Here is a 20,878-nt window from a genome sequence, read left to right on the forward strand (position 1 = left end):
GCTCGAAGCGTGCGGTCGGGAGGCCATGTAGGAATTGCGGCGCCGCGAGTCAAACACCGAAGCGCACTGCGGGGCTCGGGTGACCATCGAAGAACCGCGTCCGATCCGAATAGCAGTGCGATTCACAGTGTAATTATCGTTTATCGATATTATCGATTGACGATAAGGTCCACTGCTATTATCGAATATCGATATCACACGCCAAGGGGAGCAACCCGTGAAACTGCAAATCCATTCGAAATCGCAGCGAAAGCGCAGTCCAGCGCAGGCGCTGCCAACCAAGGAGGCCCCATGCCAGAATTGACACGCCCCAACGACCTGTTGCTTTTGGCAGGCAAGGTGCTCGCCGTGCTTGCCCAGGCGACAATGGCGATCGCAGCCGTGGCGCTTGCCCTGGCCGGCGGAACCGCCATCGCGAATCGCGACAAGATTTCGATCGACTATGCCGAGGCGCTGGGCGATCCGGCGGCGATCTTCCCACTGTCCACCCTGCTGGGTGCGGTCGCGCTCGCCCTGGTCATCGTCGCCGCACTGTTGGTCTTCTTCGACCAGCTCCGCCGCATCATCGCGACGGCCGGGAGGGGCGATCCCTTTGCTCCCATCAATGCCGACCGCCTCGGGCGAATGGCGTGGCTGATGTTGCTAGTGCAAGTCCTGCTCCACCCCACATGGGCGATGGCGGAACGTTTTAGCCGGATCGCCCAGGGCCTCGACACGCTGCGGGTCGGCATCGGCAGCGGCATCGACATTGGCGGCATCCTCCTCGTGGTCATCCTGTTCCTGCTCGCCCGCATCTTCCGCCACGGAACCTCGATGAGAGAAGATCTGGAGGGGACCGTCTGATGCCTGTTACCGTCAAATTAGACGAATTGCTCCAGCAGCGCGGCATGACGCTGACCGAGCTGGCCGACCGGGTCGGCCTCACCCTCGCCAACCTATCGATCCTCAAGACCGGCAAAGCGAAAGCGATCCGGTTCTCGACGCTCGACGCGATCTGCCGCGAGCTCGAATGCCAGCCGGGCGACCTGCTCGGCTACAAGGACAGCTGACCGACACCCCGCCGACTGTCTCTTTTACGTTAAACACCAAGGAGCGTGTGATGATACGCATGATACTGCTTGCCCTGACCCTATTGCTGGTAAGTCCCCACGCGATTGCTGCGGAGACGGGCCAGTCCGACCGCATCCTGCTGGTTGTGAGCAGCCACGGCCGGGACGGCGGCGAAAGCCAGCCCGGATACGAAATGGACGAATTGTCACAGGCCTGGCTGGTCCTGCGGGACAACGGTTTCGAAGTGGACATCGCCAGCCCGTCAGGCGGTGCGGTGGTCGCCGACAAGTTCGACGCCGAAAAAGCCTATAATGCCGCATTCCTCGCCGACCCTATTGCCCAGTCCAAGCTGGCCTCGACGCTGATGCTCGAGACCGGAATGGGCGATAGATACACAGGCGTGCTGGTGATCGGCGGCAAGGGCGCGATGATGGACCTGCCGTTCAGCCAGGTGCTCCAGCAGATACTGGCCGACACCTACGAACGGGAGGGCGTGATCGCCGCCGTCTGTCACGGCCCCGCAGTGTTGGCTCGCATGCGGACCGAGGACGGATCGCACTTCGTCGCAGGCAGAATGCTCGCCGGGTTCACCGACGAAGAGGAAAGCAGCTTCGGCAAGAAATGGGTGCCGCACTTCCCCTTTCTGCTCGAAAGCGAGCTGCGCAGGATCGGGGCGACGTTCAGCGAAGGGCCGATCATGACCCCTCACGTTGCGACCGATGGCAGGATCGTGACCGGGCAGAACCCGTTCTCGGTCGCTCGCACCGCCGATGCCATGATCCGCGCGCTCGGTCAGGCTCCCAAGGCGCGTGAGCCTTGGGCCGACGAGCGCAGCATGGAACTGGTGCGTCAGTTCGCCGAAGGCGACCGCGCTCCGCTCGCCCAGGCGCTTGCCGAGGACCCCGCGGCACTCGACCCGATGTTGATCGCGGCGTGGGGGTACTATCGCTCGCTGGAGGAGACCATCGACCGGGCGGCGCTCGCCCAGGCCATAGCGGTGATGGAACTTGCATTCCCCCATCTCCAGATGCCCGAATTCGAGGGAGTGATCGCCGAAGCGCGACGTCGACTGGAGGGGCTTTCGTGATCGGCTCTCCCCGCCACGTACACTGGGCGCCTGCCTGCCAAGCGTGCGGGGGCAGCGGAACCGGCAAGGCAGGTGCCGCGTTGTCGATCAATACCGGTCATGACTGATGCCGGTTCCAACAGGGGAGTTTTTATGAAGAAGATCATGCTTGTCGCCGTGCCCGCACTGTTCGCCCTTTCCGCCTGCGACGGCCCGGCTGAAGAGGCTGGCGAGGAAATCGACGATATCGCCGAGGCCGAGGCGGAGGTGATGGACGAACGCGCCGAAGCGCTCGATGCCGTGGCCGATGCGACCGAAGACACCGGCGAATCCGCCGAGCTCGAACAGGAGGCCGAAGCCCTTGAGGAACAGGCCGACGGCATCTGATAGGCTGCCGCAAGTGTCGGAACGCTTGACTCCGACGCCGAAATCCTTAGAGGCCCGCCACCGAACGGCGGGTCTCTTTGATTCTGCCCGTTCATCCGTCCGAGACAGTTGGTGAAGGCAATCTGGCCTTCTTAATTTCCAGCCTAGACGGGGAACAGAGATTTTCCGGCGATGCGCAAGCCTCGCCGTTTCGCGCCGGATGGCGCACTCCTTCCCCATCAACGGACTCGCCCGTTCCGGTTCGCCGGAATGGACAAACGTAGCCGGTCGCCTGCCGCAAGCGGGTGGCCATAGTGAAGGAGTATGGCATGGATCGTTCGCAGAAAGCCGATGCGGTCGCCCAGCTCAGCGATGTCTTCAGCCAGGCCGGCGTGGTGGTCGTCACCCGCAACCTGGGCCTGACGGTCGAACAGTCGACCGAACTGCGCTCGAAGATGCGTGAAGCAGGGGCAACCTACAAGGTTGCGAAGAACCGTCTTGCCAAGCTCGCCCTGAAGGACACCGACTATGCAGGTATCGACGAATACCTGACCGGTCCGACCGCCCTCGGATATTCCGAGGATCCGGTTGCCGCGGCCAAGGCCGTGGTGGACTTCGCCAAGACCACCGACAAGATCGAAATCATCGGCGGTTCGATGGGCGCGCAGAAGCTCGACGAAGCAGGGGTCAAGGCGCTCGCCTCGATGCCCAGCCTCGACGAACTTCGTGGCACGATCGTGGGCCTCCTCAACGCGCCGGCGACCAAGGTCGTCCGCACGGTCAAGGAACCCACCTCGATGCTCGCACGCGTTTTCGGTGCCTATGGCGCCAAGGAAGCCGCGTAAGAGCTGGTTCTCGCGCAGAACACATATTCATCGGGGCATTCGTCCATCAGGACACCCCGGCCTTATATTTGGAGTGAAACATCATGGCCGATATCGCCAAGCTTGTTGAAGAACTGTCGAAGCTGACCGTCATGGAAGCCGCTGAGCTTGCCAAGGCGCTCGAAGAAGAGTGGGGCGTTAGCGCCGCCGCTGCCGTTGCCGTTGCCGGTCCCGCCGCTGGTGGCCCCGACGGTGGCGCCGCTGCCGAAGAAAAGGACGAATTCGACGTCGTCCTGACCGGCGACGGTGGCAAGAAGATCCAGGTTATCAAGGAAGTCCGCGCCATCACCGGCCTGGGCCTCTCGGAAGCCAAGGCTCTCGTCGAAGGCGCGCCCAAGCCGCTCAAGGAAGGCGTCAACAAGGCGGAAGCCGAAGAAATCAAGGGCAAGATCGAAGCAGCCGGCGGTACCGTCGAGCTCAAGTAAGCCCTGTCCCCGCGCAGGCGGGGATCTGCTTACGCTTCGATCTCGTTTCGCGAGATCACGCGAAGGGCGGTGCCAGGTGGCGCCGCCCTTTTTCGTCGGTCCTTATCGCCCGCGGCCAGTCGTGGTTAGCCGAGCTGGGTTTGCTCGACGGTATAAAAGAGTCCCTTCCCGTCCTCGCGACGGCGCAGGACGATGTGGTTTTCGGGAACATGCGGCCCGATGGCATCGGCGAGCGAGCCGGATTGCAGCCGCGTAAAATCCTCGTCCGAGAGCGTCTGGAAATTGAGCCCCTCGTCCGCCGCAAAGACCAAAGCTGCCGGCGCCTGGCCGGACAAGCGCGCCATGAAGGTCGCTGCGGGCTCACTCGTCATGTATCCGTGCAGTTCGAGGATCTGGGTCAGCGAATGCGCAAAGGCGACATGATTGTTGCCCTTGCCATTATGCCATTTGCACAGCGGCATAAGATAACAGATGTTCGACGACGGTACGGTGCCGTCCATATTGGGCGTCATATGCCCGCCCACCTGAAATGCCGGATGGGAATGGTCGGACGTCTGCGGATCGACATAGCAATGGTCATTGGTGCCCACGCCGATGCCGAGCTGCTGAAGCAGATACGTCCAGCTCGGATAGCCGGGGATCTTGGGGTCGTGGGTGCTGCCGATCACATTGTATAGCGCAGCCGTATAGGTCACCACATTCGCGCTCGTCGACATCAGCCGCTTGTCCCCGAAACGGCTGACGAATTCCCGCAATACGCCGATCGGCTCTTCCGGACCCGGATTTTCCATAATTTCTCTCCATCATGCTGCAGACGATGGATGCCTGCGAGTGCGCTGATGGCCAAATGTCCTTGCATCCATATCCGACCGGATCCCGTGCAATCGGCTCGAGCGACCGGCCTGCGGTCTTCCGGCTCGGTGGCCGGCACCAGCCTGGGATCGCCCCAGCACTGCATCGCCAGACCCCGTATTGCGCGCACCGAAGGGCTCGATCGGAAGCAGGCAAAGCCATTACATCCCCACCGGACCGAACTCTGGCCCCAACCAAATGAGAGGCTTGGCTGTGTGGCGTGTGCGCACCATAGGAAACGCGAATTGCGCTTTCGCCCGTACGACGGTTTGAGCGGCGTCCCCCCTTGCCCTATCCGGTCCGGCTGCATGACGCACGAGACCGCCATGGAGCCCACGCCCCCCATTGCGGAACCGGGCGGTGACGGCTGGCGCGACGAACTGGTCGCGACGCTGCGGCTGAGCTGGCCGCTGGCGGCGGCGAACCTTTTGCAGATGCTGACCTATGCCATCGACGTGATCTTCATCGCGCGGCTGGGCGAGGACCAGTTGGCCGCTTCGGCGCTCGCCGTCGCTCTATTCGGCCTCGTGCTATGGGCCTTGTCTGGCCTGACCGGCGCGGTCGCTCCGGTCGCGGCCGCCGAGCTAGGCGAACGCGCGCCCGCGCTGCGCCCCGTGCGCCGTTCGGTGCGCATGGCGCTGTGGCTGGCATTGTTTTCCGGAGTGGGCGGGATCGGCCTGTGCTTGCTGCTCGGCCCGCTGATGCGCGTGACCGGTCAGGAACCGCAGATCGTCGCCATGGCGATCGAATACAACACGCTGCTGGTGCTGAGCCTCGTGCCGATGCTGTTCAATAACGTTTTGCGCAGCTTCGTCTCGACGCTCGACCGGCCGATTTTCGCGACCGCGATCACCGCTGGCGGAATATTCGTCAATGCGCTTGCCAATTACGCCTTCATCTTCGGCAATTTCGGCGCACCTGAACTGGGCCTCAAGGGCGCGGCGGTGGCGACGATCATAACCACGCTGACCACGCTCCTCGCCTATGTCGTCGCGATTCGGCTCGACCCGCGGCTGCATCGCTATCGCATCTTCGGCCGCTGGTGGTCGCCCGACTGGCCGCGCTTCTGGCATATCGCACGCGTGGGCACGCCGATCGCGCTGACGATCACCGCAGAGGCCGGGATATTCGGGGCGGCCGCCTTCCTCATGGGCAATATCGGCGCGAGCCAGCTTGCCGCGCATACCGTGGCGCTGCAGATCGCCGCGCTCGCCTTCCAGGTGCCTTTCGGCGTCGGACAGGCGGCGACGATCCGCGTGGGCTATTTCTATGGCGCGCGCGATGCCGAGGGGATGAAGCGCGCGGGCTGGACCGCAATCGTCGTGGGCACGGGCTTCATGGCGCTGACCGCTCTCGCCATGGTGGTCATTCCCAAACCTCTGATTGCGATCTACGTCGACCCATGGGACCCGAAGAACGCGGTGCTGGTCGGCTTCGCGCTGCAATACATCGTGATCGCCGCGGCCTTCCAGCTGTTCGACGGCATGCAGGCGGTCGCTGCGGGCGCGCTGCGCGGTTTGCAGGATACGCGGGTCCCGATGTGGATCGCGGCCTTCGCCTATTGGGTGCCGGGCATCGGCCTGTCGCTCTACCTCGGCTTCTATACTCCGCTCGAGGGTGTGGGCGTGTGGATCGGGCTCGCGACCGGCCTCACCGTTGCCGCTGCGCTGCTCGGCTGGCGCTGGCACCGGCGCGAAAGACTCGGGCTGACGGACAGACCCCCTCGCCTGGCCTGAACACGCGCACACCCCGGCGAAAGCATCGCAACTTTTTTCGCCGACGCCCCGTTGACTCGACGAAAAGGCGTCCCCAAATGCGCCTCGCTGGCACTCTCGGAGTGGGAGTGCCAACTCTTGTTCCACACTCTTAGAAGAGAGGTCATCACTATGGCATTTCGTCCGCTGCACGACCGCGTTCTGGTCCGTCGCATCGAAGCCGAAGAAAAGACCGCGGGCGGGATCATCATTCCCGATAGCGCCAAGGAAAAGCCGAGCGAAGGCGAAATCGTCGCCGTCGGCGATGGCGCCCGCGACGATGACGGCGATCGTATCCCGCTCGACGTCAAGGCTGGCGACCGCGTGCTGTTCGGCAAATGGTCCGGCACCGAGGTCAAGCTCGATGGCGAAGACCTGCTGATCATGAAGGAAAGCGACATCATGGGGATCATCGGCTGAGCCGATCCCGCTGACGCTTTCAGACAGACACAAGAATTCCAGGAGAAACACCAATGGCAGCCAAGGACGTAAAGTTCGGCCGCGACGCGCGCGAAGGCATCCTGCGCGGCGTCGACACCCTCGCCAATGCCGTCAAAGTCACGCTCGGCCCCAAGGGCCGCAACGTCGTGATCGACAAGAGCTTCGGCGCCCCGCGCATCACCAAGGACGGTGTCACCGTCGCCAAGGAAATCGAACTCAAGGACAAGTTCGAGAACATGGGCGCGCAGATGATCAAGGAAGTCGCATCGAAGGCGAACGACGCCGCCGGTGACGGCACCACTACCGCGACCGTGCTCGCGCAGTCGATCGTGACCGAAGGCATGAAATCGGTCGCAGCCGGCATGAACCCGATGGATCTCAAGCGCGGCATCGACCTCGCCGTCACCAAGGTTGTCGAAGACCTCAAGAGCCGTTCGAAGGACGTCTCGGGCAGCGAGGAGATTTCGCAGGTCGGCGTGATTTCGGCCAATGGCGACCGTGAAGTCGGTGAAAAGATCGCCGAAGCCATGGAAAAGGTCGGCAAGGAAGGCGTGATCACCGTCGACGAGAGCAAGGGTCTCGAATTCGAGCTCGAAACCGTCGAGGGCATGCAGTTCGACCGCGGCTACCTGTCGCCCTACTTCATCACCAACCCGGACAAGATGACGGTCGAACTCGAAAACCCGTACATCCTGATCCACGAGAAGAAGCTGTCGAACCTGCAGTCGATGCTGCCGGTGCTCGAAGCGGCCGTCCAGTCGGGCCGTCCGCTGCTGATCATCGCGGAAGACATCGAAGGCGAAGCGCTGGCCACCCTCGTGGTCAACAAGCTGCGCGGCGGCCTCAAGGTCGCGGCCGTCAAGGCTCCGGGCTTCGGCGATCGCCGCAAGGCCATGCTGCAGGACATCGCGATCCTCACCAAGGGCGAGATGATTTCCGAAGACCTCGGCATCAAGCTCGAAAACGTCACGCTCGGCATGCTCGGCGAAGCCAAGCGCGTCACCATCGACAAGGACAACACCACCATCGTCGACGGTGCCGGTGACGAAGCCGACATCAAGGCCCGCGTTTCGGAAATCCGCACGCAGATCGACAACACCTCGTCCGACTACGACCGCGAGAAGCTCCAGGAACGCCTGGCAAAGCTCGCCGGCGGCGTGGCCGTGATCAAGGTCGGCGGTGCCACCGAAGTCGAAGTGAAGGAGCGTAAGGACCGCGTCGACGACGCGCTGCATGCAACCCGCGCAGCCGTCGAAGAAGGCATCGTCCCGGGCGGTGGTACGGCCCTGCTCTATGCTACGAAGTCGCTCAATGGCCTCGAAGGCGAGAACGACGACCAGACCCGCGGTGTCGACATCGTCCGCCGTGCGCTGCAGGCGCCGGTTCGCCAGATCGCAACCAACGCCGGTCATGACGGTGCCGTGGTCGCAGGCAAGCTGGTGGACGCCAATGACGAGACGCTCGGCTTCAACGCTGCGACCGATACTTACGAAAACCTCGTCAATGCCGGGGTGATCGATCCGACCAAGGTCGTGCGCACCGCGCTGCAGGACGCCGCTTCGGTGGCCGGCCTGCTGATCACGACCGAGGCGACCATCACGGAAATCCCCGAAGACAAGCCTGCCGGTGGCGGCATGCCCGACATGGGCGGCATGGGCGGCATGGGCGGCGGCATGGGCTTCTAAGCCCAGCTACCCAGCTTCACCGCAAAGAACGAGGCCCGGCAGGAGCGATCCTGCCGGGCCTTTCTTATTCCGGCGCCAGTCGCGGTCTCGTGCAATGGCTATCGATCGTGCAACATTGACATGCTTGATGGTCGGACCATTACATATTCATGAGTTTGCAACGGGGGGCATCGGCGATGGGTTCGTGGAGCAGTTTGGCAGTCACTGTCATTGCAGCAATCGCAACGACAAATTCCCAAGTCCTAACGGCGCAAACCGCCCCAATGCCGGCGGAGGAGCCTCCACCGCCTGTCGCGCAAGAAGAGAGCGCAGACGCGGTTACAAGGGGGGATTCGTGGAGCGCCGAACCCGAGCTGCGGTTCGTACCGATGGAAGTCGTCCAGCCTGTGCCGGTAGAGCTACCAGCCAGCCAGACCTTTCGCCAGCCGGCTAACCTGGCATTGACAGGCCCGGAAATCTCATGCGCTCCCGTCCCGGAGCCGTGTGTCCGGGTAATCGGACTGCCCGGCCTGTCATTCTATCTGATCCACAAACGCCGGTTTCGCCATTTCGCGACCCAAGGCGGGCGGCAGCCGTTCGACGCGGGACGGGGAATCGCTCGGATGCTTGCAATTGGGATCGATCGCAACCGCGTGTCGATGGAAGGAGAATTCTTTGGCCAATTGGGCAAGGTCTCGGAAGAATACTGGATCATTCCGTGGTGTGCGCGCGAAATCGACGGTCGCGAGCACTGGAAGGCCAGCTGGCGGACAAACGCGACCGTGGTCATGGCACCGGAGGGCGTCTCTGACGTATATGCCGCATGCCAATAGCCGAGCAATTCAAGTCGACCGAAATGGCAATCGGAGCGGGCGTCGCCTTCTTCGCGGAAATGGCGAAGTATTACGCGATTTCGAATGTCGTCGATTTGCCCGAATCGCTCACTGGACTGCCACCGTTTCTCTCCACCTTGTCCGTCATCGTATTTGGCCTTCTGCTGGTCTATCTTTCGGACAGGGTGCTACAGACGAAGCCAGCCATCCTGGTCGTCATCGTCATCGCCATGCTCACTGGCGGAACATATTTGTCCTCACGCTTCGCAAGTGAAGTCAAGCGCCACTCCATCGCGGTCGAATGCGTCGACTATCCACGATCCCTCATCCTCGAGCCCGAAGAGCCGAGTGCGCAATTGTCCCGATTGCTCGACGATGGCGGGGGCCTCGATCTCGCTTGGTGTGCCGAGAACAAAGTCGAGGTCAGGAGCATGATCAAGAAGCAGAACGCCAACCGGGCACATGGTCTCACGATCATGCTGATTGTGGCCGAGACTCTTCTCGCACTTGCACTGACACTGGCAGGGTGGCTGGTCGCCAACCGCCGGCAATAGCACCGCCCGACTCGTCACGCCTGACAAATGCGTGCACGCTTGTCGAATTCTCACAAGCAGCCGGTCTGAGCGCATGATAGACGGCGCGTATGAGGCGAGATGGCGAAAATCGGACCTCCCGGACCGGTCTCGCCGGAGGCTTCGGTTTGCGGCAAGGACATTACGATAGCGCCAGGACACTATATGCGCGGGAGCGCTACACGAGGCCGAGGCAATCGGCCCCGATCCGCGTGGGCAAGCGATTGCGCGATCCGGTCAATCGCTGGTTTGCCCGTCAGTCGCTGATCGGCGACGAGGATATCCTCGCACCCGAGCACCTTCCCTGCCTCGCCGAGCTGCAACGCGAGTGGCGGACCGTCCAGGCAGAACTCGAACCCTTGCTGGCCGAGCGGGGCGCCATTCCCGCCTTCGGCAAGCTGTCGCCCGATCACCGGCGGATCGCCAACACCTCGGCATGGAAGAGCTTCTTCTTCGAAGGCTACGGCTTCAAGGCGCAGGCCAACCGCGCGCGCTGCCCGAAGACCGCAGCCATGCTCGACCGTATTCCGGGCCTGGTCGTGGCATTCTTCTCGATCATGGAGCCGGGCACGCATGTCCCGCGCCATCGCGGGCTGACCAAGGCCTGGCTCAACTGCCATCTCGGCCTCGCCGTGCCGCAGGGCCCGGGCCGCTGCGAGATGGAAGTCAACGGCCGCCCGATGCGCTGGCACGAGGGCGCATGGCTCGTGTTCGACGAGACCAACCCGCACGAGGTCTGGAACGAGACCGCAAGCCCTCGAGTCGTGCTGTTCCTCCAGGTGCGCCGCCCGATGCGCTGGCCGGGCCGCATCGCGGCCCGGCTGCTCTATGCGATCATCCGTCGCACGGGTTTCGTGCAGGATGTGAAAAAGGCGATCGAAGCGTAGGTCAGCCGCCCTTGCGGCTCGCCTCCGCTGCGGCAATCGCCTCCGCCGGCCAAGTGACCTGCGTCTGCGTCTGCGGGTTGAACAGTTCGCCTTCATACTGGGCCGCTTCGGCGGCGGCGATTTCCTCGGCGGTGAGGAATTCGCTCGGTTCCAGCGCGAAGACGTCGAGCCCGCGGGTGATCTCGGTGGCGTAGATGCGGCCATTGTACCAATAGGCCGACCAATAGCCGCCGGTGATGAGCTGTTCCTCATCGACCGGGCCGCGGTCGAAATAGGCGATCTCGACCGGATTCGCCGCATCGGTGAAGTCGATCACCGAGATCCCGCCCTGGTACCACGCCTGGACGAAGATATCGCGCCCCGGTACCGGGATGATCGAGCCATTATGCGCGACGCAGTTCTCCTTGTCTCCCTGCGGCGCGGGCAGCTTGTAGAGGCTTTCGAACCTGAGCTTGCCATCCTCGATCGAATAGATCGCATTGGCGCCCCAGTCGCGCGGATCGCCTGCCTGGCAGCGCGGACGGCCACCGCCGCCCCACTCGTCGGTAAACAGCACCTTGGTGCCATCATTGTTGAAGGTTGCCGAGTGCCAGTAGGCGAAGCCCTTGTCGGTAACGTCGTCGACGCGCACCGGCTTGAGCGGATCCGCGATGTCGAGGAGGATCCCGTTGCCCGAACAGGCGCCTGCGGCAAGGTTCATCGCGGGGAAGACGGTGATGTCGTGGCACTGGTCGGTCAGGCGGGTTTCCTGCGTCCCCTCGCCATGGTCGCCGCCGCGCCACAGGCCGGCGATCTGGCCGTCCTGCGCGAAAATGCGCGGGCTGTCGGTGATTCGCGCGGCGCTCGGATTGTCGACCGGAACCTCGATTACGTCGATGCTGAACAGCGCCGTATCGTCGCCGCCGCGCTCGAAGCAGCCGGCCAGCTCCTTGTCGTCGCGCACGAAGCTGGTGCCCGAATTGTAGACCACCACGCGATCCGCATCGGCGCTGACCACCGAATGCGTGTGGCTGCCGCGACAGGTCTGAACCTGGCCGACCTGGCGCGGCCGGGTGATGTCGGAAATGTCGAAGATACGCAGGCCGCGGAAGCGTTCGTCGCTGACGTCGTCGGCAACGCCTTGCAGGCCGCAATCCTTGCGCGCGCGGCTGTCCTGCACGCTCATCAACAGGAGGTCGCCGACGATCGACACGTCGCCCTGCCCGCCCGGACAGACGACCGAACTGACCAGCTGCGGCACACCGTCGTCGCCCAGGCGATAAGCGTTGAAGCCGTGGTAATTGCCCGCCACCAGCAGATCTCCGCTGAAGGCCATGTCGGTGTTGGCGAAGCTGAGCAGCGAGCCGCGCTCGCCGAAACGCGGATTGCCGTCTTCGTCTTCCTCGTCGCGGATATCGGGACGCGAGGCATCGACCAGTTCGGGCTCGTCACCCGCCTCGGCGCCGGACTCCTCGTCGCTTTCCTCATCGTCTTCGATCCGCGGGGCGAGCTGCGCCGGATTGTCGGGGTCGAAGAAGCCGGTCGGCTTGGGCTGCGCGCTGACGAGACGCAGATTGCTGATCGCTTCCCCGGCATCGCGGAAACCGGCGGCGAGCGTGGCGCGCGGATCGCTGGAGAGGCCGGCGAAGACCCTGTTCATCCGCTCGATTTCGGCTTCCTGCTCCTTCACCACATCGTTGGTGAATTCGAACATGACCGGGTCGTAAGCCGTGCCGGGCTGGTCGTGGAGTTCCTCGACCATCTCGATCGCACCTTCGTGGTGGCGGACCATCAGCTGCAGGAACAGGCGGTCGAAATCAGTCCCCTCGAGGCTGGCGAGTTCGGCCATCTGCGCGGGCGTCGCCATGCCCATCTTCGCATGATGCGCGGCGTGGTCCATCCCGGCATGGTGCTGCATGGCGACTGGCTGGCCGCGCTCGGTCAGCCAGTCGCGCATGAACTGGATTTCGTCCGCCTGGCTCGCATCGATCCGCCCGGCAATCGCGGTAAGGTCGGGATTGTTGCTGCGTCCCTCGACCAGCGCGGCCATGTCGACCGCCTGCTGGTGGTGGACGATCATGTCCTGCATGAATGTGACGTCGGCGGGCGAAAATCGCGTGTCGGACAGCCGGATCGCTTCGTCCTCGTCGATCACGCGCGGCGCGGCGCCCGGCGCGCCGGGCATAACGATCGGCGCCTGCTGCGCGATCGCGGCGGTGGAAGTGGAAAGAAGCAGGCCGGCGGCCAGCGCCCGAAACGTCGGATTCATGTTGTCAGTCCCCTAGAATGCAGCGCGCAAAAGGCCGCTTCCACGTGCCCGGGTCAAGCGAGAATTCTGCGAACGGTCCAGCGCGCTCCATCAGGTGCGAGCGAAGCACCCGCGCCGCGGACCGAGATAGCCGAACAGATAGGCCGCGACCTTGCGCATCTGGATTTCTTCCGCTCCCTCGGTGATGCGATAGCGGCGGTGGTGTCGATAGATATGCTCGAACGGTTTGTGCCGCGAATAGCCGATCCCGCCATGCACCTGCATCGCGCGGTCGGCCGCCTCGCATACCAGCCGGTTCGCCCAGTAATTGCACATGGAAACCTTGTCGGAGATCGTCTTCTCGATCTCCTCGTGCGCCATATTGTCCATCTCCCACGCGGTCTTGTAGATCAGCAGGCGCAGCATCTCGCATTGCGTCGCCAGCTCGACCAGCGGGAACTGGATTGCCTGGTTCTTTGCCAGCTCCTCGCCAAAGGGCTTGCGCTCGCGGGCGTACCGCACGCTTTCCTCCACGCAATACTGTGCCGCGCCGAGGCTCGATGCCGCCTGGCGGATGCGGTTCTGGTGGACGAAACTCTGCGCCAGAGCGAGCCCGCGCCCCTCGACACCGAGGATCGCGCTGTCGGGCACCCAGACGTTGGTGACCGACAGGCGCGGGTGGTCGGTGGGCATATTGAAGGTCCACATCCACTCCTCGATCTCGAGGCCCGGCGTGGGGTTGGGTACGATGAAACAGGTAATCCCGCTCGCCTCGCCGTTCTCGCCGCCGGTGCGCGCGAACATGGCGCAATGCGTGGCGACATGCATGCCGGTGATCCACATCTTCTCGCCATTGATAAGCCAACCGTCGACGCCATCGCGCGTTTCGCGCACCGCCCTGGTTTCCATCCAGGTCGCATCCGAGCCATGATCGGGTTCGGTCAGCCCGAAGGCGACGCGGCGCGTGCCCTCGAAACCGCCGGTGATGAATTCCTGCTTCTGTTCTTCGCTTCCGAAGGTCTCGAACATGGCGACGAAAGGGAAATTGCCGACGATCGAGTGTTCGTTCTGCAGATCGTTGTGGAGGCCCAGCCCGCGCTGGGCGAAGCGATCGCGGATCACCGCCATCCACAGGTTCGAGCCGTCTTGGCCGCCATACTTCTTCGGTGCGGAGAAGCGCCAGTGCCCCGCTTGGTCGGCCGCCTTGCGGCATTCGCGCAGCAGATCCTCCCAATCGTGGCTTGGCAGTCCGCCGCGGTCCCAATCGGTCCGCGCATCCTCGCGGCGATGATCGAAGAAACGGATATTGTCGTCCCGCGCGACCATCGGCTCGATCGTGTTCTCGATGAAGGCCTCGAGCTCGGCATAATAGTCCTCGAGCTCGGCGGGAATCGCGAAATCCATCAATCCTCTCCTGTCCATTTCGCGCGTGCGAGCGCGAGCATGGGATAATTGGGCACGTCGGCTGCCAGCTTGTCCAGCGCGGTGCGCCGCAGCATCGCGAGCAGACCGGGCGTCGCCAGCGAGCGCCCGCCTTCGAGCAACTCGCATGCGAGCAATTCATCGTCGAACTCGACCTCGATGCAGTCGCCGCGCGCGATCATGCCCAGCGCATTGCGCGCCACGGCTAGCTGGAAACGGTCGTGTCCCTCCATCCGGTCCTTAACCGTGGCCAGCCACTCGGAAATGGCTGTTGCGATTTCGCCGACACTCGCCTCGCCCAGCGGTTCGAGCTTTTTCTCGGCCGGCGGCACAGGCCGCGCCTGCTCCTCTTCCGGCGCCTCTTCCTCGAGCAGCAACAAAAGGTCGAGTTCCTGCTCGCTCGTGCGGCGCGAGATGACGACGCGTTCGAGCATGCGGTCATCGCCGCTGCGCCAGAAGCTTGCCATGCGCAGACAGCCCAGGGCCCACCATACTGTGCGATATACCAGCCAGAAGCGGAAGCGCCTCGCATCTACCGTCGCGCCGCTTTCGGCCTCATAGGCATCGACATAGTCCTGCAGCGATCCCAGCCCGAGCGCGGGCCGGTCGACGCGGGCGAAACGCCAGACCGCCATGCAGCCGAAAGCGAGATCCTCGTGCCGGTCGCCGAAATGGGCGAGCTCCCAGTCGAGCACGCCGGTCAGATGCGAATCCTCGGCCAGCAGATTGCCGAGGCGGTAGTCGCCATGGTTGAGGACGGGTTCGACGCGAGCGGGCAGGTTGTCTCGCAGCCACTTGAGGCCGAGCGCGATGATCGGGCGGTCGCCGCCCGCTTCCGCGAACTGCTCGGCCAGTTCCTCGACTGCCTCGGCATAGTCCATCTCGGGCACGTCTTTGGGCAATGCAGAGCGTTGCAGGCCATGGATTCCCGCAAGATCGCGCGCCACTTCGCGCAGCAACCGATCCGGATCGCGCATTTTCAGGATCGCCCGCGGGTCCGGCGTGCCGGAAAGCGCGCGCATCACGAACCCGCTGCCGATCCCGTCGCCCGGCTCGAGCTCGACGATGATTTCGGGCGCGGTCACGCCGGCACTATGCGCAGCACGAATGATCGCCGCCTCGGTTTCGTGGCCGAAGGGGCGTCCCTCCATGAACGAAAGGCTCGGCGCGCGCCGTAGGACGTAGTCCTCGCCGCCGCTGGAGAAGCGCCAGCTTTCCATTGTCGCCCCGCCGGTAAGGCGCCTCAATCCCTCGGGCGCCTGCCTTCCGGCGCGCGCGAGTGCCCTCGCCAGTCCCTGCTCGAGCGCTTCGGCGCTTTCGATCTCTCCCATACGGCTCATGTGTGCAGGGAAACGCCTCGCCGCTCAAGCCCGGACCTCTCAGGCGGCTGGCTCGTTGAGAGGGCAAAGCAAACCAGTAGAGGAGACCTCCCCTATGCGCCTACCCAGCAACGCCCATGTCGCGATCGTCGACGGCGAGAATTTCACCGTCATGCGCAACAGTGGCAAGCCGCTCGAGCCCAAGCTGAATGCTGCTCAGAAGCCCGATCTGTCGGCGACGAATTTCAGCGCCGGTGTGAAGCACCAGGATCATATCGGCCAGCGGCACGGTCGGACCGATCTCGATGAGCTTGCGCATGGCGCAGCCGCCGCCGAATGGCTCAACGCCAAGTCGATTGCGGGCGAAATTACCGATGTGCTCGTGATCGCCGATCCCAAGACGCTGGGTGAAATGCGGCGTCACTATCATTCGGAGCTGGAAAAGCGCCTCGTTGGCGAAATCGACAAAGCCTTGGCGGGCGAAACGACGGAGCGAATCGAGCAGGCCATTGCGAAGGCCTGAGGGAGAAATCCCGTACGAAAGTAACACATCGCGTGCCAAACCTGTCGCGCCTGCGCCACTTTTCGTCGCCCGGCCCTTGTGTCGACACAATCGGTCGGCATTAAGCTTCGCCTAACCACGGAGAGTGTATAGGGGCGGAATGCGGAAACGACTTTTTGGACGACTGCTGGCGATCGGGGCCGTGGCTCTTGCCACTCCCGCGCTGGCGCAGGGCAATGGTTTCGAAGCCCAGTTCGACAATGCGCTGGGGACCGAGCTTCGGACGCCGCAAACGCTGGATGCGATTTATTCGACGCCGCTCGAGCGTCAGCTCGCGCAATTGGCGGATAGCTCCAATGGGCGGATCGGGGTCTACGCCATCGATCTGTCGACCGGGCGCGAAATCGGCGTCCTGGCGGACCAGCGCTTTCCGATGGCCAGTACCAGCAAGGTGGCGATCGCGGCGGTCTTCCTTGCCGGGGTGGACGAAGGACGCTGGAGCCTGACGAGCGAATTTCGCCTACCGCGCCCGGGCAGGGTCTATCTCCCCGCCTACAAACATCTCAGCCTGATGATTTCCAAGAGCTGCAACGATTGTACCGACGCGCTGCTGCAGGCGGTCGGCGGCCCCCGCGCGGTCAACAAATGGATGCGGGATGCGGGAATCGAAGGCTTCCAACTGACACGCGACATCGCAACGTTGATCCGCGAGGACGGCCGGGTCGATCCGGCCTGGAGCGTCGATGCCAAGGACAGTGCGACCCCGCGCGCCATGGGCCAACTACTTGCCGGGATCTACCAGGGCAAATGGCTGAGCGACTATTCACGTAGGGTGCTGCTCGACGCGATGGAGGAAACCACGACCGGCAAAAGGCGCATGCGATCCGCGCTTCCGGCGAGCGCCAATCTCGCGCACAAGACCGGCACGCTTTCGCGCACCGCAAGCGACATCGGCATTTTCCACACGCCCGACGGTCGCGCGATCGCCGCCGCGATCTATGTTACGGGGCAGAGCCCCTCGATGGCGATCGAAAATGGCAGCCGCAGCCGTAAGCTCGAAGCGCGCGCGAATCGCGACGCGCGCATTTCGAACATTACCCAGGCGCTCTATTACGGATTCGGCCCGAACACCGATGACGGACGGAATTGGGCCTCCGCCGACTACGGCGGCGAATAGGCGCGCATATTGCGAACAAAGAAAAAGGGCGGCGCCGGAAGGCACCGCCCTTTCTTTTCGTGAACGATAACCGTTCGCGAAGCGTGCGCGATTAGTCGGCAGCAGCTTCGGCTTCGGTTTCGCCTTCGACTTCAGCTTCGACTTCAGCGGCAGCTTCGTCGGCTTCGGCAGCAACTTCTTCAGCACCGGCTTCCATGGCGTCGCCAGCGGCTTCCATGTTGGCTTCAGCGTCGGCAGCAGCCGAATCGGCGGTTGCTTCGGCAGCGTCTTCGGTAGCTTCCGAGCAAGCAGCCAGGGTCAGAGCAGCAGCCGAAGCAGCAGCGAAAAGAGCGATCTTGCGCATAGATAAAATCCTTGAACAGCGAGTTTGTGTGCGGTTCGAAGGCCACGGGCCCCCTCTCCACGCGAGTCCCGAATTGGGGCCTCACAGTGTCCAAATAATGGCGAAATTTTGGCCCGGCAAGCAGATTCGCACTTATCCTGACACATTTTCGCCTCATTTGGCCCCAATGCGGCGCGAATCCGCCACTTGTGGACCGCGTGCAAAATGGCGCTCCCCATCACCGCAAGCCGTTGCTAAGCCGCTTCGCCATGGGTGACACACCGCATCTCTACCTCGTCGACGGCTCGGCCTACATCTTCCGCGCCTATCACCGCCTGCCCCCGCTGACCGATCCGGAGGGCACCCCCGTGGGCGCCGTCTATGGCTACACGACCATGCTGTGGAAGCTCGCCGACGATCTCGACAAGGCCGACGGACCGACCCATCTCGCCGTCGTTCTCGACAAGTCGAGCAAGAGTTTCCGCAACGAGATTTACGACCAGTACAAGGCCAACCGGCCCGATCCGCCCGAGGACCTGGTCCCGCAATTCCCGCTCATCCGCGACGCGACGCGTGCATTCAGCCTGCCGATGGTGGAAGAACCCGACGTCGAGGCGGACGATATGATCGCCTCCTATGCCCGCGCCGCGCAGAAGCAGGGCTGGAACGTGACCATCGTTTCCTCCGACAAGGACCTGATGCAACTCGTCGGCGAGAAGGACGGTGCGCGCATCGACATGCTCGATACGATGAAGAACGCGCGCATCTTCATCGAGGAGGTCGAGGAGAAATTCGGCGTAGCGCCCGAGAAGGTCGGCGACGTCCTCGCGCTGATGGGCGATTCGGTCGACAATATCCCGGGCATTTTCGGCGTCGGCCCCAAGACGGCGAGCAAGCTCATCGCCGAGCATGGCGATCTGACCGCTGCGCTCGACGCGGCCGAGGACATGAAGAAATCCAAGCTCAAGGAACGCCTTCTCGAACACCGCGCTGATGCGGAGCTCAGCCGCGTGCTGGTGACGCTCAGGGAAGACTGCCCCTTGCCGATCGCCCTCGACGACATGAAGCTCGACGGCGTGCCCAGCGAGCCGCTCGCCGAGTTTCTCTCCAAGCATGGCTTCACCAGCCTGTTGAAGCGGCTCGATGCAGGCACCGGCAGCCCCTCGCGGACAAACGACCTCGATCCGGCCCGGCAAGACACGAAAGGCGCGCCCGCCAACACCGAGGGCAATCGCCAGCCCCTGCCCGACTATCCCGCCATCGATCGATCGGCCTATGAGTGCGTCCAGACGATGGAGAAGCTGGAAGAGTGGATCGAACGCGCTCGGGCGGCGCGGCTGATCGCCGTCGACACCGAGACCAGCAGCCTCGATGCGATTCGCGCCGAACTCGTCGGCATCAGCCTCGCTCTGGGCGCGAACGATGCCTGTTACATCCCGCTTGGCCATGGCGGCAGCGACATGTTCGCCGAAAAGCCCGAGCAGGTGGACAAGTCTGCCGCGCTCGAAGCGCTGAAACCTCTGCTGGCCAGCGACGCCGTGCTCAAGATCTTCCACAATGGGAAGTACGATCTGAACGTCCTCGCCCGCAATGGCGTCGAGGTCGCGCCGATCGACGACACGATGATCATCAGCTTCGATCTCGATGCCGGGCGCCAGCTCGACGGGATCGGCGGGGGCCACGGGATGGACGAACTTGCCGACCGGCATCTCGGCCACACCTGCCTGACCTTCAAGGAGGTCTGCGGCACCGGCAAGAAGGCGATCCCCTTCGGCGAGGTCCCGCTCGACAAGGCGACCGAATATGCCGCCGAGGATGCAGACGTCACCTGGCGGCTCTACCGGCATCTCAAGCCCCGGCTCTCGACCGAAGGCGGGACTACCATTTACGAGCGGGTCGACCGCCCGCTGGTCCCGGTAGTGGCGCAGATGGAGCGTCACGGGATCAAGGTAGATCGCGCGCGGCTCGCCAAATTGTCGGAGGAGTTCGCTGGCGAAACCGCGCGGCTGGAGAAGGAAATCCATGGCATGGCGGGCACCGAATTCACCGTCGGCAGCCCCAAGCAGCTGGGCGAGGTGCTGTTCGATACGCTCGGCTACAAGGGCGGCAAGAAGGGCAAGAGCGGCCAGTATTCGACCGACCAGAGCGTTCTCGAGCGGCTGTCGGGCGAAGGCGCTAAGATTGCCGACAAGGTCCTCGAATGGCGCCAGCTCGCCAAGCTCAAGAGCACCTATACCGATGCGTTGCAGGAGGCGATCAATCCCGAGACCGGGCGCGTGCATACCAGCTACAGCCTCGTCGGCGCGCAGACCGGGCGGCTGTCCTCGACCGACCCTAACCTGCAGAACATCCCGATCCGCACCGCCATCGGCCGCCAGATCCGCGAAGCCTTCGTCGCCGAGGAAGGCAATGTCCTGCTCGCCGCCGACTATTCGCAAATCGAGCTGCGGCTGGCCGCGCATATGGCCGATGTGCCCACGCTGAAAGAGGCCTTCGCCAATGGCGAGGACATCCATGCGCGCACCGCGACGGAGATGTTCGGCGAGGTCAATCGCGACACCCGCGCCAGCGCCAAGACGATCAATTTCGCGATTCTCTACGGTATCTCGCGCTGGGGGCTGGCCGGTCGGCTAGGTGTCGAGCCCGAGGAGGCTCAGGCGATGATCGACACCTATTTCCAGCGCTTTCCCGGCATTCAGCGGTACATCGTCCGCACGCTGGAAGAGGTGCGCGAGCGCGGCTATTCGGAGACGTTGTTCGGCCGGAAGACCTGGTTTCCGCGCATCGGCTCGAAGAACCAGGCCGAGCGCCAGGGCAGCGAGCGCGCCGCGATAAACGCGCCGATCCAGGGCACCAGCGCGGATATCATCAAGCGCGCCATGGTCCGCATGATGCCCGCCCTCGAAGAAGCCGATCTGGGCCATGTGCGCATGCTGTTGCAGGTGCATGACGAACTCGTCTTCGAACTTCCCGAGGGCGATGTCGAAGCCGCCTCCGCAGTCATCGAAAGCGTCATGGCCGGCGCTGCCGAACCTGCTGTTAAGCTTGACGTTCCGCTCGGCGTAGATATCGGTACGGGTTCCAGCTGGGGGGCCGCACACTGAGCGAAATCGAG

20 protein-coding genes are annotated in these 20,878 nt (G+C 63.5%); 15 read left to right on the top strand and 5 right to left on the bottom strand.

Annotated elements, in window-relative coordinates; translation table 11 throughout:
* Nucleotides 1–291 precede the first annotated feature (291 nt).
* From ASS64_RS14615 to rplL, 6 genes are all read left to right on the top strand, one after another.
* Complete coding sequence (locus ASS64_RS14615; RefSeq protein ID WP_083508398.1) at nt 292–843, top strand: DUF2975 domain-containing protein; 552 nt, start codon at nt 292–294, stop codon at nt 841–843.
* Nucleotides 843–1,049, top strand: coding sequence for a helix-turn-helix transcriptional regulator (locus tag ASS64_RS14620; RefSeq protein WP_067696054.1), 207 nt, complete (start codon nt 843–845; stop codon nt 1,047–1,049). Before ASS64_RS14615 ends, ASS64_RS14620 begins: the two co-directional genes overlap by 1 nt.
* A 50-nt stretch (nt 1,050–1,099) precedes the next feature.
* The gene (locus tag ASS64_RS14625) at nt 1,100–2,137 is read left to right on the top strand and encodes a type 1 glutamine amidotransferase domain-containing protein (RefSeq protein ID WP_198147730.1); all 1,038 of its coding nucleotides are present in this window, start codon (nt 1,100–1,102) and stop codon (nt 2,135–2,137) included.
* Nucleotides 2,138–2,269: 132 nt separating this feature from the next.
* Nucleotides 2,270–2,503, top strand: a complete 234-nt coding sequence (locus ASS64_RS14630; protein ID WP_067696060.1) for a hypothetical protein — start codon at nt 2,270–2,272, stop codon at nt 2,501–2,503.
* A 308-nt stretch (nt 2,504–2,811) separates the two neighbouring features.
* Nucleotides 2,812–3,327, top strand: a complete 516-nt coding sequence (gene rplJ / locus ASS64_RS14635; protein WP_067696063.1) for a 50S ribosomal protein L10 — start codon at nt 2,812–2,814, stop codon at nt 3,325–3,327.
* Nucleotides 3,328–3,410: 83 nt separating this feature from the next.
* Complete coding sequence (rplL, locus tag ASS64_RS14640; RefSeq protein ID WP_067696066.1) at nt 3,411–3,791, top strand: 50S ribosomal protein L7/L12; 381 nt, start codon at nt 3,411–3,413, stop codon at nt 3,789–3,791.
* Between the two features lie 125 nt (nt 3,792–3,916).
* Here the strand turns inward: rplL and ASS64_RS14645 are convergent, their stop codons facing one another.
* A complete protein-coding gene (locus tag ASS64_RS14645; RefSeq protein WP_067696069.1) occupies nt 3,917–4,582 on the bottom strand; it encodes a hypothetical protein in 666 nt (221 codons plus the stop codon).
* A gap of 369 nt (nt 4,583–4,951) precedes the next feature.
* Here ASS64_RS14645 and ASS64_RS14650 point away from each other — a divergent pair, with 369 nt between their 5' ends.
* From ASS64_RS14650 to ASS64_RS14675, 6 genes are all read left to right on the top strand, one after another.
* Nucleotides 4,952–6,379: an MATE family efflux transporter gene (locus tag ASS64_RS14650; protein ID WP_083508400.1), complete on the top strand. Its 1,428-nt coding sequence runs from the start codon at nt 4,952–4,954 to the stop codon at nt 6,377–6,379.
* A gap of 150 nt (nt 6,380–6,529) precedes the next feature.
* Nucleotides 6,530–6,817: a co-chaperone GroES gene (gene groES / locus ASS64_RS14655; protein WP_067696073.1), complete on the top strand. Its 288-nt coding sequence runs from the start codon at nt 6,530–6,532 to the stop codon at nt 6,815–6,817.
* Between the two features lie 53 nt (nt 6,818–6,870).
* Nucleotides 6,871–8,523 (top strand): chaperonin GroEL, encoded by a 1,653-nt coding sequence (gene groL, locus ASS64_RS14660; RefSeq protein ID WP_067696076.1) that lies wholly within the window; start codon nt 6,871–6,873, stop codon nt 8,521–8,523.
* A gap of 368 nt (nt 8,524–8,891) precedes the next feature.
* A complete protein-coding gene (locus ASS64_RS14665; protein WP_157075212.1) occupies nt 8,892–9,335 on the top strand; it encodes a hypothetical protein in 444 nt (147 codons plus the stop codon).
* Complete coding sequence (locus ASS64_RS14670) at nt 9,326–9,889, top strand: hypothetical protein (RefSeq protein WP_198147731.1); 564 nt, start codon at nt 9,326–9,328, stop codon at nt 9,887–9,889. Before ASS64_RS14665 ends, ASS64_RS14670 begins: the two co-directional genes overlap by 10 nt.
* Nucleotides 9,890–10,119: 230 nt before the next feature.
* Nucleotides 10,120–10,794 carry an aspartyl/asparaginyl beta-hydroxylase domain-containing protein gene (locus ASS64_RS14675; RefSeq protein ID WP_198147732.1) on the top strand — a complete coding sequence of 225 codons (675 nt, stop codon included), beginning with the start codon at nt 10,120–10,122 and terminating at the stop codon, nt 10,792–10,794.
* 1 nt (nt 10,795) lies between these two features.
* Here ASS64_RS14675 and ASS64_RS14680 read toward each other — a convergent pair whose 3' ends face one another.
* The 3 genes from ASS64_RS14680 to ASS64_RS14690 form a co-directional block, all read right to left on the bottom strand.
* Complete coding sequence (locus ASS64_RS14680) at nt 10,796–13,042, bottom strand: DUF305 domain-containing protein (protein WP_067696084.1); 2,247 nt, start codon at nt 13,040–13,042, stop codon at nt 10,796–10,798.
* Between the two features lie 90 nt (nt 13,043–13,132).
* Nucleotides 13,133–14,425 (bottom strand): acyl-CoA dehydrogenase family protein, encoded by a 1,293-nt coding sequence (locus ASS64_RS14685; RefSeq protein ID WP_067696087.1) that lies wholly within the window; start codon nt 14,423–14,425, stop codon nt 13,133–13,135.
* Complete coding sequence (locus ASS64_RS14690) at nt 14,425–15,783, bottom strand: phosphotransferase (protein WP_369815377.1); 1,359 nt, start codon at nt 15,781–15,783, stop codon at nt 14,425–14,427. The genes ASS64_RS14685 and ASS64_RS14690 overlap by 1 nt, the downstream gene beginning before the upstream one ends.
* Before the next feature lie 94 nt (nt 15,784–15,877).
* Here ASS64_RS14690 and ASS64_RS14695 point away from each other — a divergent pair, with 94 nt between their 5' ends.
* Both ASS64_RS14695 and ASS64_RS14700 read left to right on the top strand, forming a co-directional pair.
* On the top strand, nt 15,878–16,285 hold the full coding sequence (locus ASS64_RS14695; protein WP_067696093.1) for a host attachment protein: 408 nt from the start codon (nt 15,878–15,880) through the stop codon (nt 16,283–16,285).
* A 139-nt stretch (nt 16,286–16,424) separates the two neighbouring features.
* Complete coding sequence (locus ASS64_RS14700) at nt 16,425–17,441, top strand: serine hydrolase (protein ID WP_067696096.1); 1,017 nt, start codon at nt 16,425–16,427, stop codon at nt 17,439–17,441.
* Nucleotides 17,442–17,532: 91 nt separating this feature from the next.
* Here the strand turns inward: ASS64_RS14700 and ASS64_RS14705 are convergent, their stop codons facing one another.
* A complete protein-coding gene (locus ASS64_RS14705) occupies nt 17,533–17,784 on the bottom strand; it encodes a hypothetical protein (protein ID WP_067696099.1) in 252 nt (83 codons plus the stop codon).
* A gap of 248 nt (nt 17,785–18,032) precedes the next feature.
* Here ASS64_RS14705 and polA point away from each other — a divergent pair, with 248 nt between their 5' ends.
* Nucleotides 18,033–20,867: a DNA polymerase I gene (polA, locus tag ASS64_RS14710; RefSeq protein ID WP_067696102.1), complete on the top strand. Its 2,835-nt coding sequence runs from the start codon at nt 18,033–18,035 to the stop codon at nt 20,865–20,867.
* Nucleotides 20,868–20,878 lie beyond the last annotated feature (11 nt).

The organism is Erythrobacter sp. AP23, from assembly GCF_001542855.1.
Classification (GTDB): domain Bacteria; phylum Pseudomonadota; class Alphaproteobacteria; order Sphingomonadales; family Sphingomonadaceae; genus Qipengyuania.

What these genes read in the sequence shown, in the direction of transcription:
- ASS64_RS14615 (WP_083508398.1), top strand. Translation starts at nt 292, where the DNA reads ATGCCAGAATTGACACGCCCCAACGACCTGTTGCTTTTGGCAGGCAAG.
- ASS64_RS14620 (WP_067696054.1), top strand. Translation starts at nt 843, where the DNA reads ATGCCTGTTACCGTCAAATTAGACGAATTGCTCCAGCAGCGCGGCATG.
- ASS64_RS14625 (WP_198147730.1), top strand. Translation starts at nt 1,100, where the DNA reads ATGATACGCATGATACTGCTTGCCCTGACCCTATTGCTGGTAAGTCCC.
- ASS64_RS14630 (WP_067696060.1), top strand. Translation starts at nt 2,270, where the DNA reads ATGAAGAAGATCATGCTTGTCGCCGTGCCCGCACTGTTCGCCCTTTCC.
- rplJ (WP_067696063.1), top strand. Translation starts at nt 2,812, where the DNA reads ATGGATCGTTCGCAGAAAGCCGATGCGGTCGCCCAGCTCAGCGATGTC.
- rplL (WP_067696066.1), top strand. Translation starts at nt 3,411, where the DNA reads ATGGCCGATATCGCCAAGCTTGTTGAAGAACTGTCGAAGCTGACCGTC.
- ASS64_RS14645 (WP_067696069.1), bottom strand. Translation starts at nt 4,582, where the DNA reads ATGGAAAATCCGGGTCCGGAAGAGCCGATCGGCGTATTGCGGGAATTC.
- ASS64_RS14650 (WP_083508400.1), top strand. Translation starts at nt 4,952, where the DNA reads ATGACGCACGAGACCGCCATGGAGCCCACGCCCCCCATTGCGGAACCG.
- groES (WP_067696073.1), top strand. Translation starts at nt 6,530, where the DNA reads ATGGCATTTCGTCCGCTGCACGACCGCGTTCTGGTCCGTCGCATCGAA.
- groL (WP_067696076.1), top strand. Translation starts at nt 6,871, where the DNA reads ATGGCAGCCAAGGACGTAAAGTTCGGCCGCGACGCGCGCGAAGGCATC.
- ASS64_RS14665 (WP_157075212.1), top strand. Translation starts at nt 8,892, where the DNA reads ATGGAAGTCGTCCAGCCTGTGCCGGTAGAGCTACCAGCCAGCCAGACC.
- ASS64_RS14670 (WP_198147731.1), top strand. Translation starts at nt 9,326, where the DNA reads ATGCCAATAGCCGAGCAATTCAAGTCGACCGAAATGGCAATCGGAGCG.
- ASS64_RS14680 (WP_067696084.1), bottom strand. Translation starts at nt 13,042, where the DNA reads ATGAATCCGACGTTTCGGGCGCTGGCCGCCGGCCTGCTTCTTTCCACT.
- ASS64_RS14685 (WP_067696087.1), bottom strand. Translation starts at nt 14,425, where the DNA reads ATGGATTTCGCGATTCCCGCCGAGCTCGAGGACTATTATGCCGAGCTC.
- ASS64_RS14690 (WP_369815377.1), bottom strand. Translation starts at nt 15,783, where the DNA reads ATGAGCCGTATGGGAGAGATCGAAAGCGCCGAAGCGCTCGAGCAGGGA.
- ASS64_RS14695 (WP_067696093.1), top strand. Translation starts at nt 15,878, where the DNA reads ATGCGCCTACCCAGCAACGCCCATGTCGCGATCGTCGACGGCGAGAAT.
- ASS64_RS14700 (WP_067696096.1), top strand. Translation starts at nt 16,425, where the DNA reads ATGCGGAAACGACTTTTTGGACGACTGCTGGCGATCGGGGCCGTGGCT.
- ASS64_RS14705 (WP_067696099.1), bottom strand. Translation starts at nt 17,784, where the DNA reads ATGCGCAAGATCGCTCTTTTCGCTGCTGCTTCGGCTGCTGCTCTGACC.
- polA (WP_067696102.1), top strand. Translation starts at nt 18,033, where the DNA reads ATGGGTGACACACCGCATCTCTACCTCGTCGACGGCTCGGCCTACATC.